Source organism: Curtobacterium sp. VKM Ac-1393, from assembly GCF_015350995.1.
Classification (GTDB): Bacteria; Actinomycetota; Actinomycetes; order Actinomycetales; family Microbacteriaceae; genus Curtobacterium.
Genome location: NZ_JADKRW010000001.1, coordinates 474503 through 492682, shown reverse-complemented (window position 1 = coordinate 492682; position 18180 = coordinate 474503). Strand labels below are relative to the sequence as shown.

Genomic DNA, 18180 nt, shown 5'->3' with positions numbered 1-18180 from the left:
CTGGCCACGCCGAACTCCCGGGCCCCGCCGAGCTCCGGCTACTCCACCAACGACTGCGTCCCCAGCACGATCGCCAGGGCCAACCGCTCGGCGTCCACCGACCCCGGCACCGCCGTGTACGCCAGGATCCGCAGGTCCTCCGGCCCGACCACCAGGGTGTCGCAGTCGAGCGTGATGCGCCCGACGTCCGGGTGGTCGATCACCTTGCGGCGGGCCATCTCGCCCAGCGCGGTCGCGCCCGAGTCCCACAGCTCGACGAACCGCGGGCTCGCCGCCCGCAGGTCCCGCACGAGCTGCTGCAACTGCCGGTCGAGCGGGTAGCGGGCCACGGTCATCCGGAGTCCGGCGACCAGGTTCTCCTCGAACGCCGCCTGTTCCGCGGGCGTGTGCACCGCACGGCTGCCCGCGCCGACCAGGTGCCGCCACGCGGTGTTCCGCTCGTTCCCACGCATCCCGCCGATCGGCCCCATCAGGGCTTCGTGCGGAGCATTGGCCACGAGCAGGTTCCCGGCGGCGTCGAGCACCGCGACCGGGGTGTCCGCCAGCCGGTCGAGCAGCCGCTGCACGCTCGGCGGGATCCGCGACGGCACGACCTCGGCACCCGGCGCTGCGTGTCCGGCGAGCCGGTAGAGCAGCTCACGTTCGGCGTCCGAGACCCGGAGAGCACGCGTCAGCGCCTCGACCACCTGGGCGGACGGCGACGTCGCGCGTCCCTGCTCCAGGCGGGTCAGGTAGTCGGCGGAGATCCCCGCGAGGCTCGCGAGTTCCTCGCGCCGAAGCCCGGCCGCCCGACGTCGTGGCCCGACGGTCATGCCGGCCGCAGCCGGGGTCACGTGGTCGCGGAGCCGTCGCAGGGTGTGCCCGAAGTCCGTGTCCGCCATGCCACCAGTCTGCGCGCCCGCCGCCGCCGGGTCCTGGCCCCACCAGTCCTACGACAACCGGGCGACTCCCTGCAACGATCGTCGAGCGTGACGCTGGGGCCATGACAACGACACTCATCACCGGCGCCACCCGTGGCCTCGGCAAGGAAACCGCCCGCCAACTCGTCGCAGCTGGCCACACCGTCTGGATCGGCGCCCGCGACGCCGCCCAAGGCGCGGCCGTCGCCGCCGAGATCGGCGCACGCTCCGTGCAGCTCGACGTCCGCGACGACGCGTCCGTCGCCGCCGCGTTCGCGCACATCGACGCGAACGGTGGCCTGGACGTCCTGGTGAACAACGCCGGCATCGCGATGTGGGGTCTGAACGGTCCGGACGCGCTCGCCGTCTTCGACACGAACGCCGTCGGCATCGTCCGCACGACCGAGGCCGCGTTGCCGATCCTGCGCCGCTCGGAGCGCCCCCTCGTCGTCAACGTCGGCAGCGCGCTCGGCTCGTTCACGGCGGTCCACGACCCGGACAGCGCGGCGTCGACCGTGCAGGCCGCGGTCTACGGCGCGAGCAAGTCGGCCGTCTCGATGCTCACGGTGCAGTACGCCCGCATCGCACCCGAAGTGCGTTTCGTGGTCCTCGAGCCCGGCTACACGGCGACCGAGCTCGGTGGGGTGCCGAACCCGCACGGTCGCCCCGTCGAGGTGAGCGCGGCGACCGTCGCGGCTGCCGCGAGCGTGGGCCCGGAGGGCCCGACCGGCGTGTTCCTGGAGGACGGCCAGCCGCTCGGGTGGTGACGTCGTGACGGCCTGGAGGCCCGTGGCGGCGTCGCCACGGGCCTCCAGGCCGTCAGCCGGTTGCGTCTACAGCAGCTGGCGCGCGTTGGTCGACGCGAGGTCCAGCAGCTCGTCGCCGCGACCGGACAGCACCGTGCGGATGGCGTAGAGCGTGAAGCCCTTCGCCTGCTCGAGGGTGACCGCCGGGGGCATCGACAGTTCCTGCCGGTTCGCGCGCACCGAGACCAGCGCGGGGCCGTCGTGCGCGAGCGCGGCGGCCATCGCGTCCTCGAAGTCGTCGGACACGTCGACCTTGAAGCCCTTGATGCCGATCGCCTCGGCGACCGCGGCGAAGTCCGGGTTCTGCAGCTCGGTGCCGTAGTTCACGAACCCGGCGGCCTTCATCTCGAGCTCGACGAAGTTCAGCGACGAGTTGTCGAACACGACGATCTTCACCGGCAGCTTGTTCTGCACGATCGTGATGAGCTCGCCGAGCAGCATCGTCAGCCCACCGTCACCCGCGAGCGCGATCACCTGGCGGTCCGGGAACGCCGTCTGCGCACCGATCGCCTGCGGGACCGCGTTCGCCATCGTGCCGTGCACGAACGAGCCGATCAGGCGGCGCTTGCCGTTCATCGTCAAGTAGCGCGACGCCCACACGACGGGGGAGCCGACGTCCGGGATGAACACGGCGTCCTGCGCGGCGATCCGGTCGAGCACCCGGGCGACGTACTGCGGGTGCAGCGGCTTCTTCTTGCCCGCGGGGACGGCCAGGTCGTCGAGCTTCTCGCGGGTCTTCCGGTAGCGCTTCAGCGAGTCCTCGAGGTGCTTCGTCGGGTGCGAACCGGTGAGCAGCGGGATCAGGGCGAGCGCGGTGTCCTTGACGGTGCCGACCAGGCCGATGTCGACCGGGTGCCGGCGACCGAGCTGCGAACCGCGGATGTCGACCTGCACGTGCTTCGCCTTGGCGGGGAAGAACTGCTGGTACGGGAAGTCGGTGCCGAGCATGAGCACGACGTCGGCGTCCTCCATCGCGCGGTACCCGGACGCGAAGCCGAGCAGACCCGTCATGCCGACGTCGTAGGGGTTGTCCCATTCGATGTGCTCCTTGCCACGCAGCGCGTGCACGATCGGAGCCTGCAGGCGCTCGGCCAGCGCGATGACCTCGTCGTGGGCCCCGGCGACACCGGCGCCGGCGAGGATCGTGACCTTGTCGGCGCCGTTCAGCAGCTCGGCGGTGCGGAGCAGCTCGGCCTCGCTCGGCACGATGCGCGGCGTCGTGCGCTCGATGCGGGTGGTGCGGTCGTCCTTCGCCTCGGCGAGCAGCACGTCGCCGGGGATCACGAGCACCGCGACCCCGCGCTTCTCGACGGCCTCGCGCATCGCGATCTCGAGCAGGCGGGGCATCTGGGTCGGGTCGGCGACGTACTCGACGTAGACCGAGCACTCGCGGAACAGCTCCTGCGGGTGGGTCTCCTGGAAGTAGCCGGATCCGATCTCCGCGGTGGGGATGTGCGCGGCGATCGCGAGCACCGGCACCCGGGAGCGGTTCGCGTCGAACAGGCCGTTGATCAGGTGCAGGTTGCCCGGGCCGCAGCTGCCGGCGCAGACCGCGAGCTCACCGGTGAGCTCGGCCTCGGCACTCGCCGCGAACGCTGCGGCCTCTTCGTGGCGGACGTGCTCCCACCGGATCGTGCCGTCCTTGCGCAGGGCGTCGGTGAAGCCGTTGAGGGAGTCCCCCGGCAGGCCGTAGACGCGGGCGACGTCGTTCTTGCGGAGGGTGGCGACGATGTTCTCGGCAACGGTTGGCATGCCTCCTGTCTACTCGGGGGCGGCTGCGCTGAGTGCTTTCAGAGGCTCGCCGGGGCCGCGGTCGCAGTCGGGGCTGGGACGATGGCCGGATGACCGATGCGCCGCTGCTCCGCCCCCGCCGACGAGAGCCCGAGGCGAACGGCATCCTCGAGCCGTCGCCGTACCCGCTCGCCTCGGTCGCGATCGCGGTCATCGCGGTGGTCGTCATCACGCTCGTCGGGTTCGCCCTCGGCACCGTCGACCTCGGACTGTCGAAGGCGCTGAACGCCCTGCACACCGGCGCCGTCGGGGCGTTCACCACGGCGGTCTACCACGTCATCAGTCCGGCACCGGCGATCGGGATCACCGTCGTCGTCGTGGCCGTGATCTGGTGGCGCACCCGGAGCCTCCGTCCTGCCCTGGCGTTCGGCGGCACGATCGCGATCACGTGGGTGCCGTCCGCCGTCGTGAAGGAGATCGTGCACCGTGCGCGCCCCGACGTGGCCGTCCTGCCGCACCCGTTCGCGGTGCAGCCGGACCCCGGGTACCCGAGCGGGCACACCGTCTACATCACGGCGTTCGTGGTCGCGATGATCTGGCTGCTCCGCGAGACCCGGTGGCACCGGCTGGCGCTGACCCTCGGGGTCATCGCGATCGTCGTGGTGTTCTTCTCGGTGTCGATCGACGCCGTGCACTACCCGACCGACGCCGCCGCCTCGATCCTGTGGGCGCTCGCCGTGGCCCCGGGCGCGCGGGTGGTGTGGGTCGACTGGCTGATGCCGCGGATCCCGTTCCTGCGGGGGCGGTAGTCGACGGGGCCGCCGACTCGGAACGACGTCCTCGTTGTCGTGCGACGTCGATGTTGTCGTTCCGGGTCGGCTCCGACCGGCTCAGGCGAGGCGGGTGCGCCCCCGGGCGACGAGCAGCGCCACGACGGCCACCACCGCGGACGCGAGCATCACGATCGCCAGGGGCGCAGCCGTCGCCGACCCGCCGATGCTGACGAGCGGGGACACCAGCGCCGCGAGCCCGAACTGCAGCGCCCCGAGCACGGCTGAAGCACTGCCGGCAGCAGCGGGGACCGCACCGAGTGCGAGCGCCGTCGCGTTGCCGAGCACCAGGCCGAGCGACCCGACCGCGGTGAACAGCGGCACGGCGAGCCAGAACACGGGCGCCGAGAAGACGACGAGCAACGCGAACGCGACCGTCGACGCGAAGACCAGGGCGATGCCGAGTGACAGCACGCCGGTCACGGAGCGGGTCTCGGTGAGCTTGGCGGAGACGATGCTCACCCCCATCAGCGCGAGCGCGTTCAGGCCGAACGCCAGGCCGTAGCCGACGGTGCCGAGCCCGATCATGTCCTGGTACAGGAACGGCGAGGCCGAGATGTACGCCATCATCACGGCGAACGCGAAGCCGAACACGGCGATGTAGCCGAGGAACGTGCGGGAGCGCAGGGCGCGGAGCGGCGAACCGGACCCCTGTCGCTCCAGACGCAGCACGTCGCGGTGCGCCTTCAGGTGGGTCTCGCGGATGACGGCGAGGACCGCGATGAGCATGACCACCGACAGACCGAGCACGATCGACAGCAGGCCGCGCCAGCCGATCGGGCCGGTGAGCAGGCCGCCGAGCAGCGGTGCGACGACGGGTGCGACCCCGCCGACGATCATCATGAGCGAGAACGCGCGGGCGGCGGGCTTGCCGGTCGCCAGGTCGGAGATGACCGCACGGCTGATCACCATGCCGGCCGCGCCGCCCAGGCCCTGCAGCAGCCGGGCCACGATGAGCACGCCGATGTTCGGTGCGAACACGGCCGCGACGCTCGCCAGCACGCACAGTGCCGCCCCCGCGATCAGCGGCGGCACGCGGCCGAACCGGTCGGACAGTGGTCCGAAGACGAGCTGCCCGGCGGTCACACCGACCAGGAACGCGGTCAGCGTGAGCTGCACGGTCGTGGCGCTCGCACCGAGCTCGGTGGTCATCTGCGGGAACGCCGGCAGGTACAGGTCGGTGGCGAAGGGGGCGACGGCGCTGAGCAGGCCGAGCACCAGCAGCAGCGGGGTCGTGATGCCCTGCTGCCTGGTCGTGGGTGTCGCGACGTGCGCGCGGATGGTTCCGGTGTCCGTGGTCATTGTTATGAAAGCATAACTCATTGCCGTCCGGCGGTACAGTACGGCCATGCCCTCCGTCGTGACCGACCACGTCCTCGCCGAGTTCGCCGACGTCGTGCTGCGGATCTCGCGAGAGATCGACCCGCACGGCGCCGGGGCGCTCGACATCGTGCCGCTCACCGGGACCGAGGCACTCGTGATGCGCTGGGTCGAACGCAACCCCGGCACCTCACCGAGCGCGACCGCCGACGCGACGGCACTCAAGCGCAGCAACCTCAGCGTCGCGCTGCGGTCCCTGGTGGCGAAGGGGATGGTCGAACGTCGGCAGGACCCGGCCGACGCGCGGACCGTGCAGCTGCACTCGACCGATGTGGCACGGGAGAGCATCGGACGCCTCCGCGCGCACTGGGCCGGCAAGCTCCGCGACGCGCTCGGCGACGACGACGCCGGGTTGCCCGGAGCGCTCGCGCTGCTCGACCGGATCGACGAGGGGCTCCGACGGGTCTAGTCCTGTGCTGCGTCGTCCTCGATCGGCAGCAGTCGCCGGGCACCGTGTCCCTCGTCACCGAGCGTGTCACCGGGGTTCACGACCGAGCACGCCCCGAGCGAGACGCAGCCGCACCCGATGCACTGCGTCATCTCCTGCTGCAGCCGCTCGAGTTCGAGCTGACGGGCCCGCAACCGTGCCCGCCACCGCTCGTTCAGCCGGTTCCAGTCGCGCAGGGACGGCATCCGGTCGGCCGGCAGCGTGCCGAACTGCTCGGCGACCTCGCTCAGCGGGATCCCGAGGCGCTTCGCCACCTGGATGATCGCGATCCGGCGCTCGACGTGCCGCGGGTACATCCGGGTGCCACCGTCGGTGCGCTCGGGCCGGATCAGGCCCTTGCGCTCGTAGAAGTGCAGGGCCGACGCGGCGACGCCGGTGCGTCGGACGATCTCGCCGATCGGGAGCAGATCGGTCGGGCGGGGCGGCTGGATCTCGACCATGGTCGAGATCCTACGTGCGGCGCTGCAGGTGACGGAACGGCGGACGGGAGGCCCGTGACGGGGCCGCCACGGGCCTCCCGTCCGTCCGTCGGTGACGTCTACCGCTGCTGGAACGACTCCCAGAGCAGGAACGCGGTGAACAGGACGAACGGCGTGCACGCCACCACGTTGAGCCAGCGGTGCTCGACGACCACCGCGACGAACTCGCGCAGGAACGCGCTCGGCACGTAGTACGCCGCCGTCCGCGATCCGACGACCTGCGCCGGCAGGTCGAGTCGACGGGCGAGGGTCGCGGAACGGAGCACGTGGTAGTCGTTCGTGACGACGACGATCTGGCCGTCCCGTCCGGCCTCCGCCTGCACGGTGCGCGAGAACCGCAGGTTCTCGCGGGTGTTGCGCGACTCGGTCTCGGGCCGGACGTCCTCGGGGTCCGCGCCGTTCGCCAGCAGGTACTCCGCCATCGCGGTGCCCTCGGGGCGGGGCTCGTCGTCGCCCTGCCCGCCGGAGGGGATGAGCAGCGGCCGCCGACCGGCGGCCCGCTCGGCCCGGTACACGACGAGTGCGCGGTCGAGGCGACTGCGGAGCAGGGGCGGGACCTCGCCGCGGACCAGCCCGGAGCCGAGGACGACGATCGTGTCCGGCACGATGCCGTGCCGCATCCGGCCGTAGACGACCGAGTAGACCGCGAAGGCCACCAGCGCGACCGCGAAGTACCCGCAGACGAACACCATGAGCACGGCGAGCGCGATGCGGGTGCCGTCCCAGAGCGTGAAGCCCCCGCCGCCGGCGGACACGAACAGGGCGATGGCGACCGCGGGCAGCACGAACACGAGCACCCCGGCGGCGAGTGACAGCGTGTTGCCGAGACTGCGCCCCTCGGAGCGGAGCATCTGGAAGCCGTTCGCGATGAGGGCCACGCCGAGCACCGCGACGGCGAGCGGCACGAGCAGGAACACGGTGCCGACGACCAGGCTGAACCCGGGGACCACGAGCGTCAGGGCGGACACCGCCGTGGCGAGCGCGAAGAACGCTGCCGCCGTCAGGAACACGCCGTTCCGGAGCATGCGCGGGTCGCGCCGCCTGCCCAGGACGTACAGCAGCAGGAACACCAGCGCGAACAGGGCCGGGGCGCCCACCGCGGTCATCGATCGGCCTGACGGAGCGCGCTCATGCGCTCCACGGTACCGGTCGGGGTCAGGCGACCGCGCGGCGGATCAGGTCGGCGACGGTCGCCTCGTCCGCCTCGGAGAACTCCGGCGTGATCGCCCACGACGTCGGCCAGAGCGTCCCGTCGTCGAGTGCGGCAGAGTCCTGGAACCCGAGCGTCGCGTACCGGGCCTTGAACTTCGCGGCGTCCTGGAAGAAGAACGCCGCCTTGCCGTTCTGGTAGTAGGCGGGCATGCCGTACCAGAGCTTCGGTGCGAGGTCGGGCGCGACCTCGAGCGCGATGCGGTGGATGCGCTCCGCGAGCCCGCGGTCTGGTTCGGGCATCTCGGCGATCTTCGCCTCGACCGCGGCGGCGTCCGCTACCGCCTTGTCGGCCTTGGTGCCCTTCGTGCCGCGGGTGCGCTTGACCTCGGCGGCGTGCTCCTGCATCGCCGCGCGTTCCTCGTCGGTGAAGGTGCCCTCGGTCTTCGTCGTCCGTGCCATGATCGTGCCTTCCGTGTCGGTGGCGCTCGGCGTCTGCGCCTCGATCATGCACCCGATCGCGCACGCCGCGCCGGACCGACGGTGCTGGTGGCAGGCTCGGACCATGACCTACATCGCCAGCGACGACCGCTACGACTCGATGACGTACCGCCGCACCGGCCGCTCCGGCCTCGACCTGCCGCTGCTCTCCCTGGGGTACTGGCACAACTTCGGCGACGACGTGCCGTTCGAGACGCAGCGCGCGATCAGCCGTCGGGCCTTCGACCTCGGCATCACGCACCACGACCTGGCGAACAACTACGGCCCGCCCTACGGTGCGGCCGAGGTGAACTTCGGGCGCCTGATGCGTGCGGACTTCCGGCCCTACCGCGACGAGATGGTGGTGTCGACCAAGGCCGGGTGGGACATGTGGCCGGGGCCGTACGGGCAGGGCGGCGGTTCGCGGAAGTACGTGCTCGCCTCGCTCGACCAGTCCCTGCAGCGGACGGGCCTGGACTACGTCGACGTCTTCTACTCGCACCGACTCGACGCCTCGACCCCGCTCGAGGAGACGATGGGCGCGCTGCACACCGCGGTCCAGCAGGGCAAGGCACTGTACGTCGGCATCTCGTCGTACGACGCCGAACGCAGCCGCCAGGCCGCCGCGATCCTGCGCGACCTCGGCACCCCGCTCCTCATCCACCAGCCGTCGTACTCGATGCTGAACCGCTGGATCGAGACCGAGGGACTGCTCGACGCGGCCGGCGAGCTCGGCTTCGGCGTGATCGGGTTCACCGCACTGGCGCAGGGGCTGCTCACCGGCAAGTACCTGGACGGGGTGCCGTCGGACTCGCGCGCTGCGGCGGGCAAGTCGCTCGACGCCTCGAGCATCACCCCAGAGGTCGTCGGGCACCTGCGCGCGCTGAACGACGTCGCCGCCGCCCGCGGACAGTCGTTGGCGCAGCTCGCCCTGGCCTGGGCGCTCCGGGACGAGCGGGTGACCTCGCTCGTGATCGGGGCGTCGAAGGTGTCGCAGCTCGAGGACAACGTCGCCGCGCTGGCGAACACGTCCTTCTCGGACGAGGAGCTCCGCACCATCGACGAGCACTCGGTCGGCATCACCGACGTCGACCTGTGGGCGGGAGCGCGTGCCGGCGAGGTCTCCTGACGCGGCCGGCTAAGCGCGGTCCCGACCGGAGCTCACCGGCACCCGGCCCCGGAGCCGTTCGGGGCTGAGCGCCGGCAGCGCGAACCCGGTGTCCCGCTCGAGCACGTGGGTGCCCGGCGCGACGATCGCGTCGATCGCGTCGAGCAACTCGTCGTCGAGGACGATCTCGGAGGCCTGCACGTAGGCGTCGACGTGCGACACGGTGCGCGGGCCGATGACGACCGACGACACGTCCGGGTGGGTCAGCGCGAACGCGACGGACAGCTCGGAGACGGTGTACCCGGCCTCGTCGGCGAGCTGTCCGAGCTGGTCGGCGACCTCGAGCTTCCGGCGGTTCCGCGGCGCACCGATGTCGTACACGTCTGGCTGCTCCTCGACGCGCGGCGACCGCGGCTGGACGGTGCCGGTGCGGTAGGTGCCAGCCAGCCAGCCGCCGGCGAGCGGTGCCCCCGCGAGCACGCCGAGCCCGAACCGCCGTGCGACCGGGAACACCGTGCGCTCGGCCGTGCGGGTGAGGATCGAGTAGGGCACGTGCGTCGCGGTGGCGCTCTTCGAACCGGAGCGGAGCCACTGCGCCTCGACGAGTTCCTCGGCCGGGAACCCGGGGATCCCGAAGGCGCGGATCTTGCCCTGCGCCACCAGGTCGGCGAGGGCGTCGAGCGTCTCGTCGAGTGAGGTCGCCGGGTCCGGCAGCGCCGGCTCGTACAGGTCGATGACGTCGGTACCGAGGCGTTGCAGGCTCCGTTCGACGGCACGGAACATCCAGCGCCGCCCGTTGCCCCGGTGCGCCGGGTCCTGGTCGACCGGGGCGCCGAACCGCACCGACAGGAACACGTCGTCCCGGTGTCCGGCGATCGCCGCGCCGACCGCGGTCTCGGCGAGCCCGGCACCGTCCGCATCGGACACGTCGACCGCCGTCACCCCGCGGGCGAGGGCCTCGAGCACGAGGGTCACACCGGCCGACGGGTCCTGCGCGGCGACACCCGCCACGGCCCGTGTGCCGAGCGTCAACGAGCTGACCGGCGCCCCCGTGCGCCCCATGCGTCGCTGATCCATGCGCGCCACGATATGGGCCGGGCGGGACCGGGGGCGGTCCGGTGACGAAGCGTTACCCCTGGCCAGGACCGGAACGGTTGGTACGATGGGCACAGTTCTGAAACACGCAGTGTGTATCTACCGGCCGCCGGCTCCCCGGCGGACAACGGCGGCACCCGATGGGTCCGCCCCCACCGAACCGGGCCGGGCCGAGAAGGCACACCCCCATGCTCCACACCAGTCCCACCCCGTCCGCGCCCGCAGCCGAACGCACGGACACCCCACCCGGCCGCGACGCCTCGCTCGTCTCCCTCGCCGGCCGCTGGTACTTCCCGGTGGCGTTCATCGCCCGCCTGCCGTTCGCGATGATGGTCGTCGGCGTCCTCACCCTCGTGGTGGCGGCGCGGGACTCCGTGGCCCTCGGCGGCATCAACTCCGCCTCCGTCGGCATCGGTGCTGCGGTCTTCGGTCCGATGGTCGGCGCCGCGGCGGACCGGTTCGGCCAGCGTGCGGTGCTCGTCCCCGTCGGCCTGGTGAACGCGGCGCTGCTCGGCGCGTTCCCCTTCGTCGTCAGCGGCAGCGCGCCCGACCTCGCCGTGCTCGCGATGGCGTTCTGCATCGGTGCGTCCGCGCCCCAGGTCGCACCGATGTCCCGCACCCGGCTCGTCGCGATCATCGCGCAGCGCATGGCGCCGGCCCGCCGCGAGAAGACCCTCAGCGGCACGATGGCGTACGAGTCGGCCGCCGACGAGACCGTCTTCATCATCGGCCCGTTCCTGGTCGGCATCCTCGCCAGCGCGATCGCCCCCTGGGTTGCCGTCGCCGGCGCCTCGGTGCTGACGTTCGTGTTCGTGACCGCCTTCGCCCTGCACCCCACCGGCAAGCTCGTGGTCGGTCAGCACGAGGAACTGACCCAGGCACCTGCTCGGCAACTCCTGCGTCCGCGGCTCGTCGTGGTCGTCGTCGGGATCCTCGGCATCGGCCTGTTCTTCGGCTCGACCCTGACGTCGCTGACGGCGTTCATGGAGACCCACGGTGAGGCGTCCCAGGCCGGACTGCTCTACGGCCTGATGGGCATCGGTTCTGCCGGACTCGCGCTCGGGTCCGCAGCGTTCCCGCGGTCGTTCGGCCTCGGCTGGCGCTGGCTCGTGTTCGGTGTCGTCCTGCTCGGCGGCGCGATCGCGTTCTCGCAGGCCGACTCCGTCGTGGCGGTCGGCATCGTCCTGGCGATCATGGGCATCGGGATCGGGCCGACCCTCGTCGCGCAGTACAGCCTCGGTTCGGACCGTTCGCCGGTCGGCCGGTCCGCGACCACGATGACGATCCTGGGGTCCGCCGTCATCGTCGGGCAGTCGATCGCATCGGCCATCACCGGCGACCTGGCCGAGCAGCACGGCACGTCGGTTGCGATGGTGCTGCCGGCGGCCTCGGCCGCGGTCGTCGTGCTGGCAGCCGTCGTCAACCTGCTGCTGCGGCGCCGCACCGTCGCCTGACGATCAGGACTCGGTGTCGTCCACCAGCAGGTCCTCGTGCCGGTGGTCGTCCGCCCGCAGCCCGGCGCGAGCGATCATGTGCGTCGACACCGGCACCAGGAACAGCTGGAACACCATGATGGGCAGGACGACCCAGAACGCCGTCCAGGTCCCCACCGCGACGACGATCGCGGCCAGGGCGAACGCCAACCCGAGCACCTGCGGCTTCGCCATGGCGTGCAGCCGGACGAGCGGGTCCGGGAACCGGACGATGCCGACCCCGGCGCCGAGGGACAGCAGCGAACCGACCAGCAACAGGGCGAGCGCGATCCACGCCCGCACGCCGGCGCCGTCGAGGAACGCCTGGATCATCTCGGTCACGACTGCTCCTCTTCTGCTGCGCGCTCGGGGGTGGTGGCGGTGAGCCCCTCGTCCGACGGGTCCGCCGAGGGGGTGACCGCCCGGGCCACGGCGACGGTGGCGAACACGCTGGTCGCGGCGATCACCACGAGCACGGGGATGCCGGTGAGGTCGCGCCGGACCACCATCGATGCGGCGATGACCACGAGCACGGTCGTCAGGACCATGTCCGAGCCGATCATCCGGTCGAGGATCGTCGGCCCGCGCACGATCCGGAAGACCGCGAGCGCGAGGGTGGCGCCGAGCAGCGCGAGGACCAGGGCGATGCCGATCCCCATGACGACCACGGCGGCGCTCATCGGGTGACCTCCGGTCGGGGACCCGACAGTTCGGAGACGTCTTGCTTCGAACCGAGGGCCCGGATCACCATCGCCTCGATCCGGAGCACGATGCGGCGCTCCTGTTCGACCTGTTCGATCCGTTCGGTGTCCAGGACGTGCACGAGCAGGCGGCGCCGACGCAGGTCGACGTCGGCCACGTACGACCCGGGCACGAGTGAGATCGCGAGGGTCGCCAGCGTGAAGGTCATCTCGGACGTCGTGTGCAGCTGCACGAGCACGATCGAGCTGCGTGGCACGCCCCGTGGGCGGAACGCGACCCAGGCGACCCGGAAGGAGGCCGCGACGACGAGCCCGGACCACACCACGAGGAACCGCACGGCGTGCACGATCGAGAACCGCGTCGACAGTGGCACCGGTGGCAGCGGCAGCGCCTGGGTCACCAGGAGCGCCACGACGATGCCGCACAGCAGGGTCAGCGGTGTCCAAGAACCCCAGAGCAGGGCCCACAGGACGGTCAGCCCGGCGACGAGCGGGACGTCGTAGCGCCACGCCACCGCGATGCGGCGGGCGTTCGCGACGTGTCGGGTGTCGGTGTTCACCGCTCACCCCCGAGGACGGCCTGCACGTAGCGGTCCGGCGACTCCAGCGACTCCGCTGCGCGGCTCGCGTACCCGTAGAGCGGGCCGGCGACGATCGTGAGGGCGACGGATCCGAGGACCGCGACGGTCGTCACGCCGACGAGCATGCGGGGCAGCCGGACCTTGGTCGGCGCTTCGCCGGCCGTCGCGGTGGACCCGGTGGTCGGACGGGAGGCACGGCTCGCGTGGGGTGCGTCGGTGACCGTCACCGAGCCTCCCGGGTGGAAGGCCTCACCCGTCTCCTCGGAGACGGTCAAGGGGGCGGGTTCCGGCGACCGCAGGGCGGCGTGCGGTTCGGCGGTCGTCGCGTGCGGTGCCGCGGCCTCGGCCGCGGGCTTCGGCCGCCAGAAGGCGGCGTCCCACACGCGCATGAGCGCGTAGAGCGTGAGGAGCGACGTGACCACGCCGGCGGCGATCGTGACGTACGCCATGGGGGAGCCGTCCTCGGCGGCGGCGCGGAACAGCCCGAGCTTGCCGATGAAGCCGGAGAACGGCGGGATGCCACCCAGGTTGAACGCCGGGATCAAGTACAGCGCCGCCAGCAGCGGCGCGGCCTTCAACAACCCGCCGAGCGACCGCGTCGACGTGGTCCCGCCGACGCGTTCCATCAGGCCGGAGACCAGGAACAGCGTGGTCTGCACGACGATGTGGTGCACCGTGTAGAAGACCGCGGCCGCCGTCCCCGCGACAGTACCGAGCCCGACACCCATCACCATGAAGCCGATGTGGCTGATGAGCGTGAAGGACAGCAACCGTTTCACGTCGGTCTGGGACACCGCGCCGAGCACCCCGACGACCATCGTCAGCACCGCCACCACGAGCAGCACGGTGTTCAACTGCGGCCCGGGGAAGATCACCGTCTCGAGGCGGATGATCGCGTAGATGCCGACCTTCGTCAGCAGACCGGCGAAGACCGCGGTGACCGGGGCCGGAGCCGTCGGGTACGAGTCCGGTAGCCAGAACGCCAGTGGGAAGACGGCGGCCTTGATGCCGAACCCGATGAGCAGCATCGTGTGCAGGAGCAGTTGCACGTGTTCGGGCAGCTCGGCGACACGCTCGCTGATCTGGGCGATGTTGACCGTGCCGGTCGCGCCGTACACCAGGCCGATCGCGGCGAGGAAGATCGCCGACGCGATCAGGCTCGTGACGATGTAGGTGGTGCCGGCCCGCACGCGCTGCTCGCTGCCGCCCAGGGTGATGAGGACGTAGCTCGCCACGAGCAGCATCTCGAACGCCACGTAGAGGTTGAAGAGGTCGCCGGCGATGAACGAGTCGAGCACCCCCGCGGCCAGCACGAGGTAGGTCGGGTAGAAGATCGTGACCGGGGCTTCACCGTCGTCGGCCGCGAGCCCCTGGCCGATCGAGAACAGCAGGACGATGAGGAGCACGCTCGCGCTCACGGTGAGGAGGAGGGCGCTCAGCCGGTCGACCACGAGCGAGATGCCGTACGGGGCGTCCCACCCGCCGACCTGCACGACGATCGTGCCGTGGTGGTCGACGAGCACCATGAGGGTCGCGGCGACGGCCAGGGCGACGACGAGCACCACGACGGTGATCGCCCGCTGCAGCTTCTGGTGCCGGAGCAGCCCGAGTGCGACGGCGGCGCCGAGGAGTGGGACGAGGACGAGGAGCGGGACGAGCCAGGTCATCGGGTCGCCTCCTGTTCTGCGTCGGTGGTGGTCTCCGGGTCTTCGTCCGCCGGCTCGTCGCGCTCGCGGCCGATGGCGACGTCGGCTTCGTCGACCGCGACCTCGTCGGCGCGGGACAGCTGCCAGGAGCGGTGGATGAGGGCGAGGAGGAACGCACTGACGGCGAAGGTGATCACGATCGCGGTGAGCGCGAAGGCCTGGGGCAGCGGGTCGGTGATGCCCTCGGCGGACTTGCCGATCGGCGGGTTGCCGGCCGCGCCGGACATCACCAGCAGGAGCAGGTTCAGGGCGTTGCCGAGCAGCAGGAAGCCGAGCAGCATCCGGGTCAGGGACCGTTCGAGCAGCAGGTAGACGCCGCAGGAGAACAGCACGGCCATCGCGATCACGAGGACGAGGGTGACGGTCACGTGGCGCTCCCTTCGGGGGTGGGGGCCTCGAGGGCGTCGCGGACGGACCCCTCGGTGGTGTCGCGGACGGGCGCTCCGGCGTCCTCGAGGCGCTGCCGGTCGACCTCGGCGCCGAGGCTGCGGAGGACGTCGAGCACCAGGCCGACGACGACCAGGTAGACGCCGATGTCGAAGAACGTGGCGGTGACGAACTCGACGTGGCCGAGGATCGGGACGGTCGCCTCGAAGAACTCCGAGTACAGGGCTTCGCGGCCGAAGAACAGCGGCACGATCGCGGTGATCGCTGCCGTCGCGACACCGAGCCCGAGCAGTCGACCGGCCCGGACCGGGGCGGCCGCCCCGAGCTCGGCCGGGCCGCCCGCCAGGTAGCGGGCCGCCAGCGCGATGCCGGCGACGAGGCCGCCGGCGAAGCCGCCGCCGGCCGCGTTGTGCCCGGCGAACAGCAGGTACACCGACAGCACGATGAGGCCGTGGAACAGCAGCCGCACGACCACGTCCAGGAGCGCCGAGCGGCCGGTCGGGATCGCGGCGCTGGTCGGCAGCCAGGCGCGGGGCTCGCCGTCGGTGCGCTGACCGTCGGCCGTCAGGGTCTCGGGCAGGTCGCGGAGGCGCGGCAGCGTGTCCTCGCGCGAGTTCACGAAGATCAGGCTCGCGACACCCGTGGCCGCGGCGACGACGACGGTGAGCTCCCCGAGGGTGTCCCAGCCGCGCAGGTCGACGAGGGCGACGTTCACGACGTTGAGGCCGTGACCGAACGAGCTCGTGAGCGCCGGCAGGTCCGGCCAGATCGGGTCGGCGGTGCGTGCGGAGGCCGCGACGATGACGACGATCGCCAGGGTGAGGCCGGCCAGCCCCGCGAACAGGGCCCGGACGATACGGAAGCGGCTCGGGTTCGTCGTGGCGATCTTCGGGGGGAGGCGCCGGAGCACCAGGACGAACGCGATGAGGGTCACGGTCTCGACCACGAGCTGCGTGAGGGCGAGGTCGACGGCGCCGTGCAGGACGAACAGCACGGACATGCCGTAGCCGGTCACGCCCACCAGGACGGCGGCGGCGAAGCGGGTCTTCGCGGTGAGGACGGCGATGGCGCCGACGGACATCACGATGACGACCGGGATCTGGCCCCACGAGTCCGAGAACCGGACGTGGAACTCCCACGGTCCGCCGAGCACCAGGTTCGCGAGGGCCCCGGCGACGAACACCGACAGGATCACCGTCAGGTAGTAGGGGAGCGAACCGCGCTGGACACCGGCGGTGAGACCCGTCGCGAAGCGGTCGAGCCCGCGCATGAGGTGCCGGTACGTGCCCGAGGCGCTCGGGGACCCGGCGAGTCGGTGCTGCAGGGCTTCGACCGGACGGCGCAGGGCGAACAGTGCGAGACCGCCGACCAGGGTCAGGGCCGAGATCCCGAGGGCCGGTTCGAGGCCGTGCCAGAGCGCGAGGTGCGGGACGGCCTCGCCGGACAGGGCGGCTGCGGTGGCCGCGGGCTCGATGCCGTGCGCGACCACCGGGGTGAGCAGCCCGAGCGCGAGGCCGGTGAGGGCCAGGATCGACGGCACGACACCGAGGCCGTGCAGGGCGTGGGGTTCCGCCTGGGGCACGCCGGGCTTGCGGGCGAACGCTCCCCAGAAGAAGCGGAGCGAGTACGCCACCGTGAGGATCGACCCGAGCGTCACGCCGACCAGGGCGAACCAGGCCCACCCGGCGTCGGGGCCGTGCAGCGACTCGGTGAAGCCGGTGAGCACGGCTTCCTTCGCGACGAAGCCGATCGTCGGCGGGATGCCGGCCATCGACACGAGCGCGAGGGCGGCCACGACGGCCAGCCACGGCGCCTTGCGGCCGAGGCCGCTCAGCCGCCCGAGGTCGCGCGTGCCGGTGGTGTGGTCGATCGCGCCGACGACCAGGAAGAGCGTGGACTTGAACGCCGCGTGCGCCACGAGCAGGGCGACCCCGCCGAGGGCCACCGCAGGAGCACCCCAGCCGGCGGCGAGCACGAGGAACCCGAGCTGCGCGACGGTGCCGTAGGCGAGCAGGAGCTTCAGGTCGGTCTGGCGGAGCGCTCGGTACCCGCCGATGAGCATGCCGAGGACGCCGAGGACTGTGATGGTCTCGCGCCAGCCGTCGAGCAGCGCGAACGCCGGGGCGAGCCGGGCGACGAGGTAGATGCCGGCCTTCACCATCGCCGCGGCGTGCAGGTACGCGCTGACCGGGGTGGGGGCGGCCATCGCGGCGGGCAACCAGAAGTGGAACGGCACGATCGCCGACTTGGTCAGCGCACCGAGCAGCACGAGGATCACCGAGACGGTCACGATGGGCCCGGTGGGCGGAGCGGCGATGATGCCGGAGAGCGAGGTCGTGCCCGCCGCGACGGACAGCATCACCAGGCCGGCGAGCATCGCCAGGCCACCCGCGGTGGTGACGACGAGCGCCTGCATCGCGGCGGCCCGGCTCGCGCGCTTGTCGGCGTCGTGCCCGATGAGCAGGTACGAGAAGACCGTGGTGGCTTCCCACAGGACGAAGAGCACGATGACGTCGTCGGCGAGGACGAGCCCGAACATCGACCCGGCGAACGCGGTCAGCACGCCCGCGAACCGGCCGATCCCCGGTTCGTCGCGCCCGAAGTACGAGGCGCAGTAGACGAGCACGAGGGCCCCGACGATCGACACCACGAGCGCGAGCACCCACGACAGGGCGTCCATCCGCAACGTGATCTCGAGGTCGAGCTGCGGGACCCACCGGTGCCGTTCGACGACGCTGCCGTGCAGCGCCGCGTCCGTCTGCAGCACCGTCAGCACGGCGGCGGCCGCGGGCGCGAGGGCAGCGACGTAGAACACGCGGTGGCCGAGGACAGGGGTCAGGGCGGGGACGATCAGGGCGACGATCGCGAACGCGACGAGGACCATCGGGCACCTCCTCGGGGTCGGGCTGCAGTCCGGCTCACTGGGCC

18 protein-coding genes are annotated in these 18180 nt (G+C 71.8%); 5 read left to right on the top strand and 13 right to left on the bottom strand.

All coding sequences use genetic code 11. The annotated features are described in order from the left end of the window. Positions 1 to 38: 38 nt before the first annotated feature. Entirely contained in the window at positions 39 to 881 is an 843-nt protein-coding gene (locus tag ITJ59_RS02325; RefSeq protein WP_194649520.1) for a helix-turn-helix transcriptional regulator, read from the bottom strand. Positions 882 to 982: 101 nt separating this feature from the next. On the opposite strand from ITJ59_RS02325, the gene ITJ59_RS02320 reads away from it, so the two are divergent. Then, positions 983 to 1666: an SDR family NAD(P)-dependent oxidoreductase gene (locus ITJ59_RS02320; protein ID WP_194649519.1), complete on the top strand. Its 684-nt coding sequence runs from the start codon at positions 983 to 985 to the stop codon at positions 1664 to 1666. 66 nt (positions 1667 to 1732) lie between these two features. Here the strand turns inward: ITJ59_RS02320 and poxB are convergent, their stop codons facing one another. Further along, positions 1733 to 3457: a ubiquinone-dependent pyruvate dehydrogenase gene (gene poxB, locus ITJ59_RS02315; protein WP_194649518.1), complete on the bottom strand. Its 1725-nt coding sequence runs from the start codon at positions 3455 to 3457 to the stop codon at positions 1733 to 1735. 89 nt (positions 3458 to 3546) lie between these two features. Here poxB and ITJ59_RS02310 point away from each other — a divergent pair, with 89 nt between their 5' ends. Next, positions 3547 to 4245: a phosphatase PAP2 family protein gene (locus ITJ59_RS02310; protein WP_194649517.1), complete on the top strand. Its 699-nt coding sequence runs from the start codon at positions 3547 to 3549 to the stop codon at positions 4243 to 4245. An 81-nt stretch (positions 4246 to 4326) separates the two neighbouring features. Here ITJ59_RS02310 and ITJ59_RS02305 read toward each other — a convergent pair whose 3' ends face one another. Beyond that, positions 4327 to 5568: a multidrug effflux MFS transporter gene (locus ITJ59_RS02305; protein ID WP_194649516.1), complete on the bottom strand. Its 1242-nt coding sequence runs from the start codon at positions 5566 to 5568 to the stop codon at positions 4327 to 4329. A gap of 46 nt (positions 5569 to 5614) precedes the next feature. Here ITJ59_RS02305 and ITJ59_RS02300 point away from each other — a divergent pair, with 46 nt between their 5' ends. Continuing rightward, positions 5615 to 6055: a MarR family winged helix-turn-helix transcriptional regulator gene (locus tag ITJ59_RS02300; RefSeq protein ID WP_228510760.1), complete on the top strand. Its 441-nt coding sequence runs from the start codon at positions 5615 to 5617 to the stop codon at positions 6053 to 6055. Here ITJ59_RS02300 and soxR read toward each other — a convergent pair. The 3 genes from soxR to ITJ59_RS02285 all read right to left on the bottom strand — a co-directional run bounded on the left by soxR (position 6052) and on the right by ITJ59_RS02285 (position 8184). Then, positions 6052 to 6534, bottom strand: a complete 483-nt coding sequence (gene soxR / locus ITJ59_RS02295) for a redox-sensitive transcriptional activator SoxR (RefSeq protein ID WP_194649515.1) — start codon at positions 6532 to 6534, stop codon at positions 6052 to 6054. The two genes, ITJ59_RS02300 and soxR, sit on opposite strands and share 4 nt — an antisense overlap. A gap of 98 nt (positions 6535 to 6632) precedes the next feature. After that, positions 6633 to 7679, bottom strand: coding sequence for a YdcF family protein (locus tag ITJ59_RS02290; RefSeq protein WP_194649514.1), 1047 nt, complete (start codon positions 7677 to 7679; stop codon positions 6633 to 6635). A 49-nt stretch (positions 7680 to 7728) separates the two neighbouring features. Beyond that, complete coding sequence (locus tag ITJ59_RS02285) at positions 7729 to 8184, bottom strand: iron chaperone (RefSeq protein WP_194649513.1); 456 nt, start codon at positions 8182 to 8184, stop codon at positions 7729 to 7731. Between the two features lie 103 nt (positions 8185 to 8287). Between ITJ59_RS02285 and mgrA the strand changes: the two genes are divergently transcribed. Next, complete coding sequence (mgrA, locus tag ITJ59_RS02280) at positions 8288 to 9331, top strand: L-glyceraldehyde 3-phosphate reductase (RefSeq protein WP_194649512.1); 1044 nt, start codon at positions 8288 to 8290, stop codon at positions 9329 to 9331. A 9-nt stretch (positions 9332 to 9340) separates the two neighbouring features. Here mgrA and ITJ59_RS02275 read toward each other — a convergent pair whose 3' ends face one another. After that, positions 9341 to 10387, bottom strand: a complete 1047-nt coding sequence (locus ITJ59_RS02275; RefSeq protein WP_194649511.1) for an aldo/keto reductase — start codon at positions 10385 to 10387, stop codon at positions 9341 to 9343. Positions 10388 to 10593: 206 nt separating this feature from the next. Here ITJ59_RS02275 and ITJ59_RS02270 point away from each other — a divergent pair, with 206 nt between their 5' ends. Beyond that, positions 10594 to 11859 carry an MFS transporter gene (locus tag ITJ59_RS02270; RefSeq protein ID WP_194649510.1) on the top strand — a complete coding sequence of 422 codons (1266 nt, stop codon included), beginning with the start codon at positions 10594 to 10596 and terminating at the stop codon, positions 11857 to 11859. A gap of 3 nt (positions 11860 to 11862) precedes the next feature. Here ITJ59_RS02270 and ITJ59_RS02265 read toward each other — a convergent pair whose 3' ends face one another. Genes ITJ59_RS02265 through ITJ59_RS02240 form a run of 6 tightly spaced genes read right to left on the bottom strand, consistent with a single transcriptional unit; the run spans position 11863 to position 18136 of the window. Then, positions 11863 to 12210, bottom strand: a complete 348-nt coding sequence (locus ITJ59_RS02265; protein WP_228510952.1) for a cation:proton antiporter — start codon at positions 12208 to 12210, stop codon at positions 11863 to 11865. A 5-nt stretch (positions 12211 to 12215) separates the two neighbouring features. After that, the gene (locus tag ITJ59_RS02260) at positions 12216 to 12557 is read right to left on the bottom strand and encodes a sodium:proton antiporter (protein ID WP_194649508.1); all 342 of its coding nucleotides are present in this window, start codon (positions 12555 to 12557) and stop codon (positions 12216 to 12218) included. Beyond that, the gene (locus ITJ59_RS02255; RefSeq protein ID WP_194649507.1) at positions 12554 to 13138 is read right to left on the bottom strand and encodes a Na+/H+ antiporter subunit E; all 585 of its coding nucleotides are present in this window, start codon (positions 13136 to 13138) and stop codon (positions 12554 to 12556) included. The genes ITJ59_RS02260 and ITJ59_RS02255 overlap by 4 nt, the downstream gene beginning before the upstream one ends. Then, positions 13135 to 14826 carry a Na+/H+ antiporter subunit D gene (locus ITJ59_RS02250; protein WP_194649506.1) on the bottom strand — a complete coding sequence of 564 codons (1692 nt, stop codon included), beginning with the start codon at positions 14824 to 14826 and terminating at the stop codon, positions 13135 to 13137. The genes ITJ59_RS02255 and ITJ59_RS02250 overlap by 4 nt, the downstream gene beginning before the upstream one ends. Further along, positions 14823 to 15233: a Na(+)/H(+) antiporter subunit C gene (locus ITJ59_RS02245; RefSeq protein ID WP_194649505.1), complete on the bottom strand. Its 411-nt coding sequence runs from the start codon at positions 15231 to 15233 to the stop codon at positions 14823 to 14825. Before ITJ59_RS02245 ends, ITJ59_RS02250 begins: the two co-directional genes overlap by 4 nt. Beyond that, on the bottom strand, positions 15230 to 18136 hold the full coding sequence (locus tag ITJ59_RS02240; RefSeq protein ID WP_194649504.1) for a Na+/H+ antiporter subunit A: 2907 nt from the start codon (positions 18134 to 18136) through the stop codon (positions 15230 to 15232). Before ITJ59_RS02240 ends, ITJ59_RS02245 begins: the two co-directional genes overlap by 4 nt. Positions 18137 to 18180: the final 44 nt, after the last annotated feature.

What these genes read in the sequence shown, in the direction of transcription:
- ITJ59_RS02260 (WP_194649508.1), bottom strand. Translation starts at nt 12,557, where the DNA reads ATGAGCGCCGCCGTGGTCGTCATGGGGATCGGCATCGCCCTGGTCCTC.
- ITJ59_RS02325 (WP_194649520.1), bottom strand. Translation starts at nt 881, where the DNA reads ATGGCGGACACGGACTTCGGGCACACCCTGCGACGGCTCCGCGACCAC.
- ITJ59_RS02305 (WP_194649516.1), bottom strand. Translation starts at nt 5,568, where the DNA reads ATGACCACGGACACCGGAACCATCCGCGCGCACGTCGCGACACCCACG.
- ITJ59_RS02275 (WP_194649511.1), bottom strand. Translation starts at nt 10,387, where the DNA reads ATGGATCAGCGACGCATGGGGCGCACGGGGGCGCCGGTCAGCTCGTTG.
- ITJ59_RS02270 (WP_194649510.1), top strand. Translation starts at nt 10,594, where the DNA reads ATGCTCCACACCAGTCCCACCCCGTCCGCGCCCGCAGCCGAACGCACG.
- ITJ59_RS02285 (WP_194649513.1), bottom strand. Translation starts at nt 8,184, where the DNA reads ATGGCACGGACGACGAAGACCGAGGGCACCTTCACCGACGAGGAACGC.
- soxR (WP_194649515.1), bottom strand. Translation starts at nt 6,534, where the DNA reads ATGGTCGAGATCCAGCCGCCCCGCCCGACCGATCTGCTCCCGATCGGC.
- ITJ59_RS02300 (WP_228510760.1), top strand. Translation starts at nt 5,615, where the DNA reads ATGCCCTCCGTCGTGACCGACCACGTCCTCGCCGAGTTCGCCGACGTC.
- ITJ59_RS02240 (WP_194649504.1), bottom strand. Translation starts at nt 18,136, where the DNA reads ATGGTCCTCGTCGCGTTCGCGATCGTCGCCCTGATCGTCCCCGCCCTG.
- ITJ59_RS02265 (WP_228510952.1), bottom strand. Translation starts at nt 12,210, where the DNA reads ATGATCCAGGCGTTCCTCGACGGCGCCGGCGTGCGGGCGTGGATCGCG.
- ITJ59_RS02290 (WP_194649514.1), bottom strand. Translation starts at nt 7,679, where the DNA reads ATGACCGCGGTGGGCGCCCCGGCCCTGTTCGCGCTGGTGTTCCTGCTG.
- poxB (WP_194649518.1), bottom strand. Translation starts at nt 3,457, where the DNA reads ATGCCAACCGTTGCCGAGAACATCGTCGCCACCCTCCGCAAGAACGAC.
- ITJ59_RS02320 (WP_194649519.1), top strand. Translation starts at nt 983, where the DNA reads ATGACAACGACACTCATCACCGGCGCCACCCGTGGCCTCGGCAAGGAA.
- ITJ59_RS02310 (WP_194649517.1), top strand. Translation starts at nt 3,547, where the DNA reads ATGACCGATGCGCCGCTGCTCCGCCCCCGCCGACGAGAGCCCGAGGCG.
- ITJ59_RS02250 (WP_194649506.1), bottom strand. Translation starts at nt 14,826, where the DNA reads ATGACCTGGCTCGTCCCGCTCCTCGTCCTCGTCCCACTCCTCGGCGCC.
- mgrA (WP_194649512.1), top strand. Translation starts at nt 8,288, where the DNA reads ATGACCTACATCGCCAGCGACGACCGCTACGACTCGATGACGTACCGC.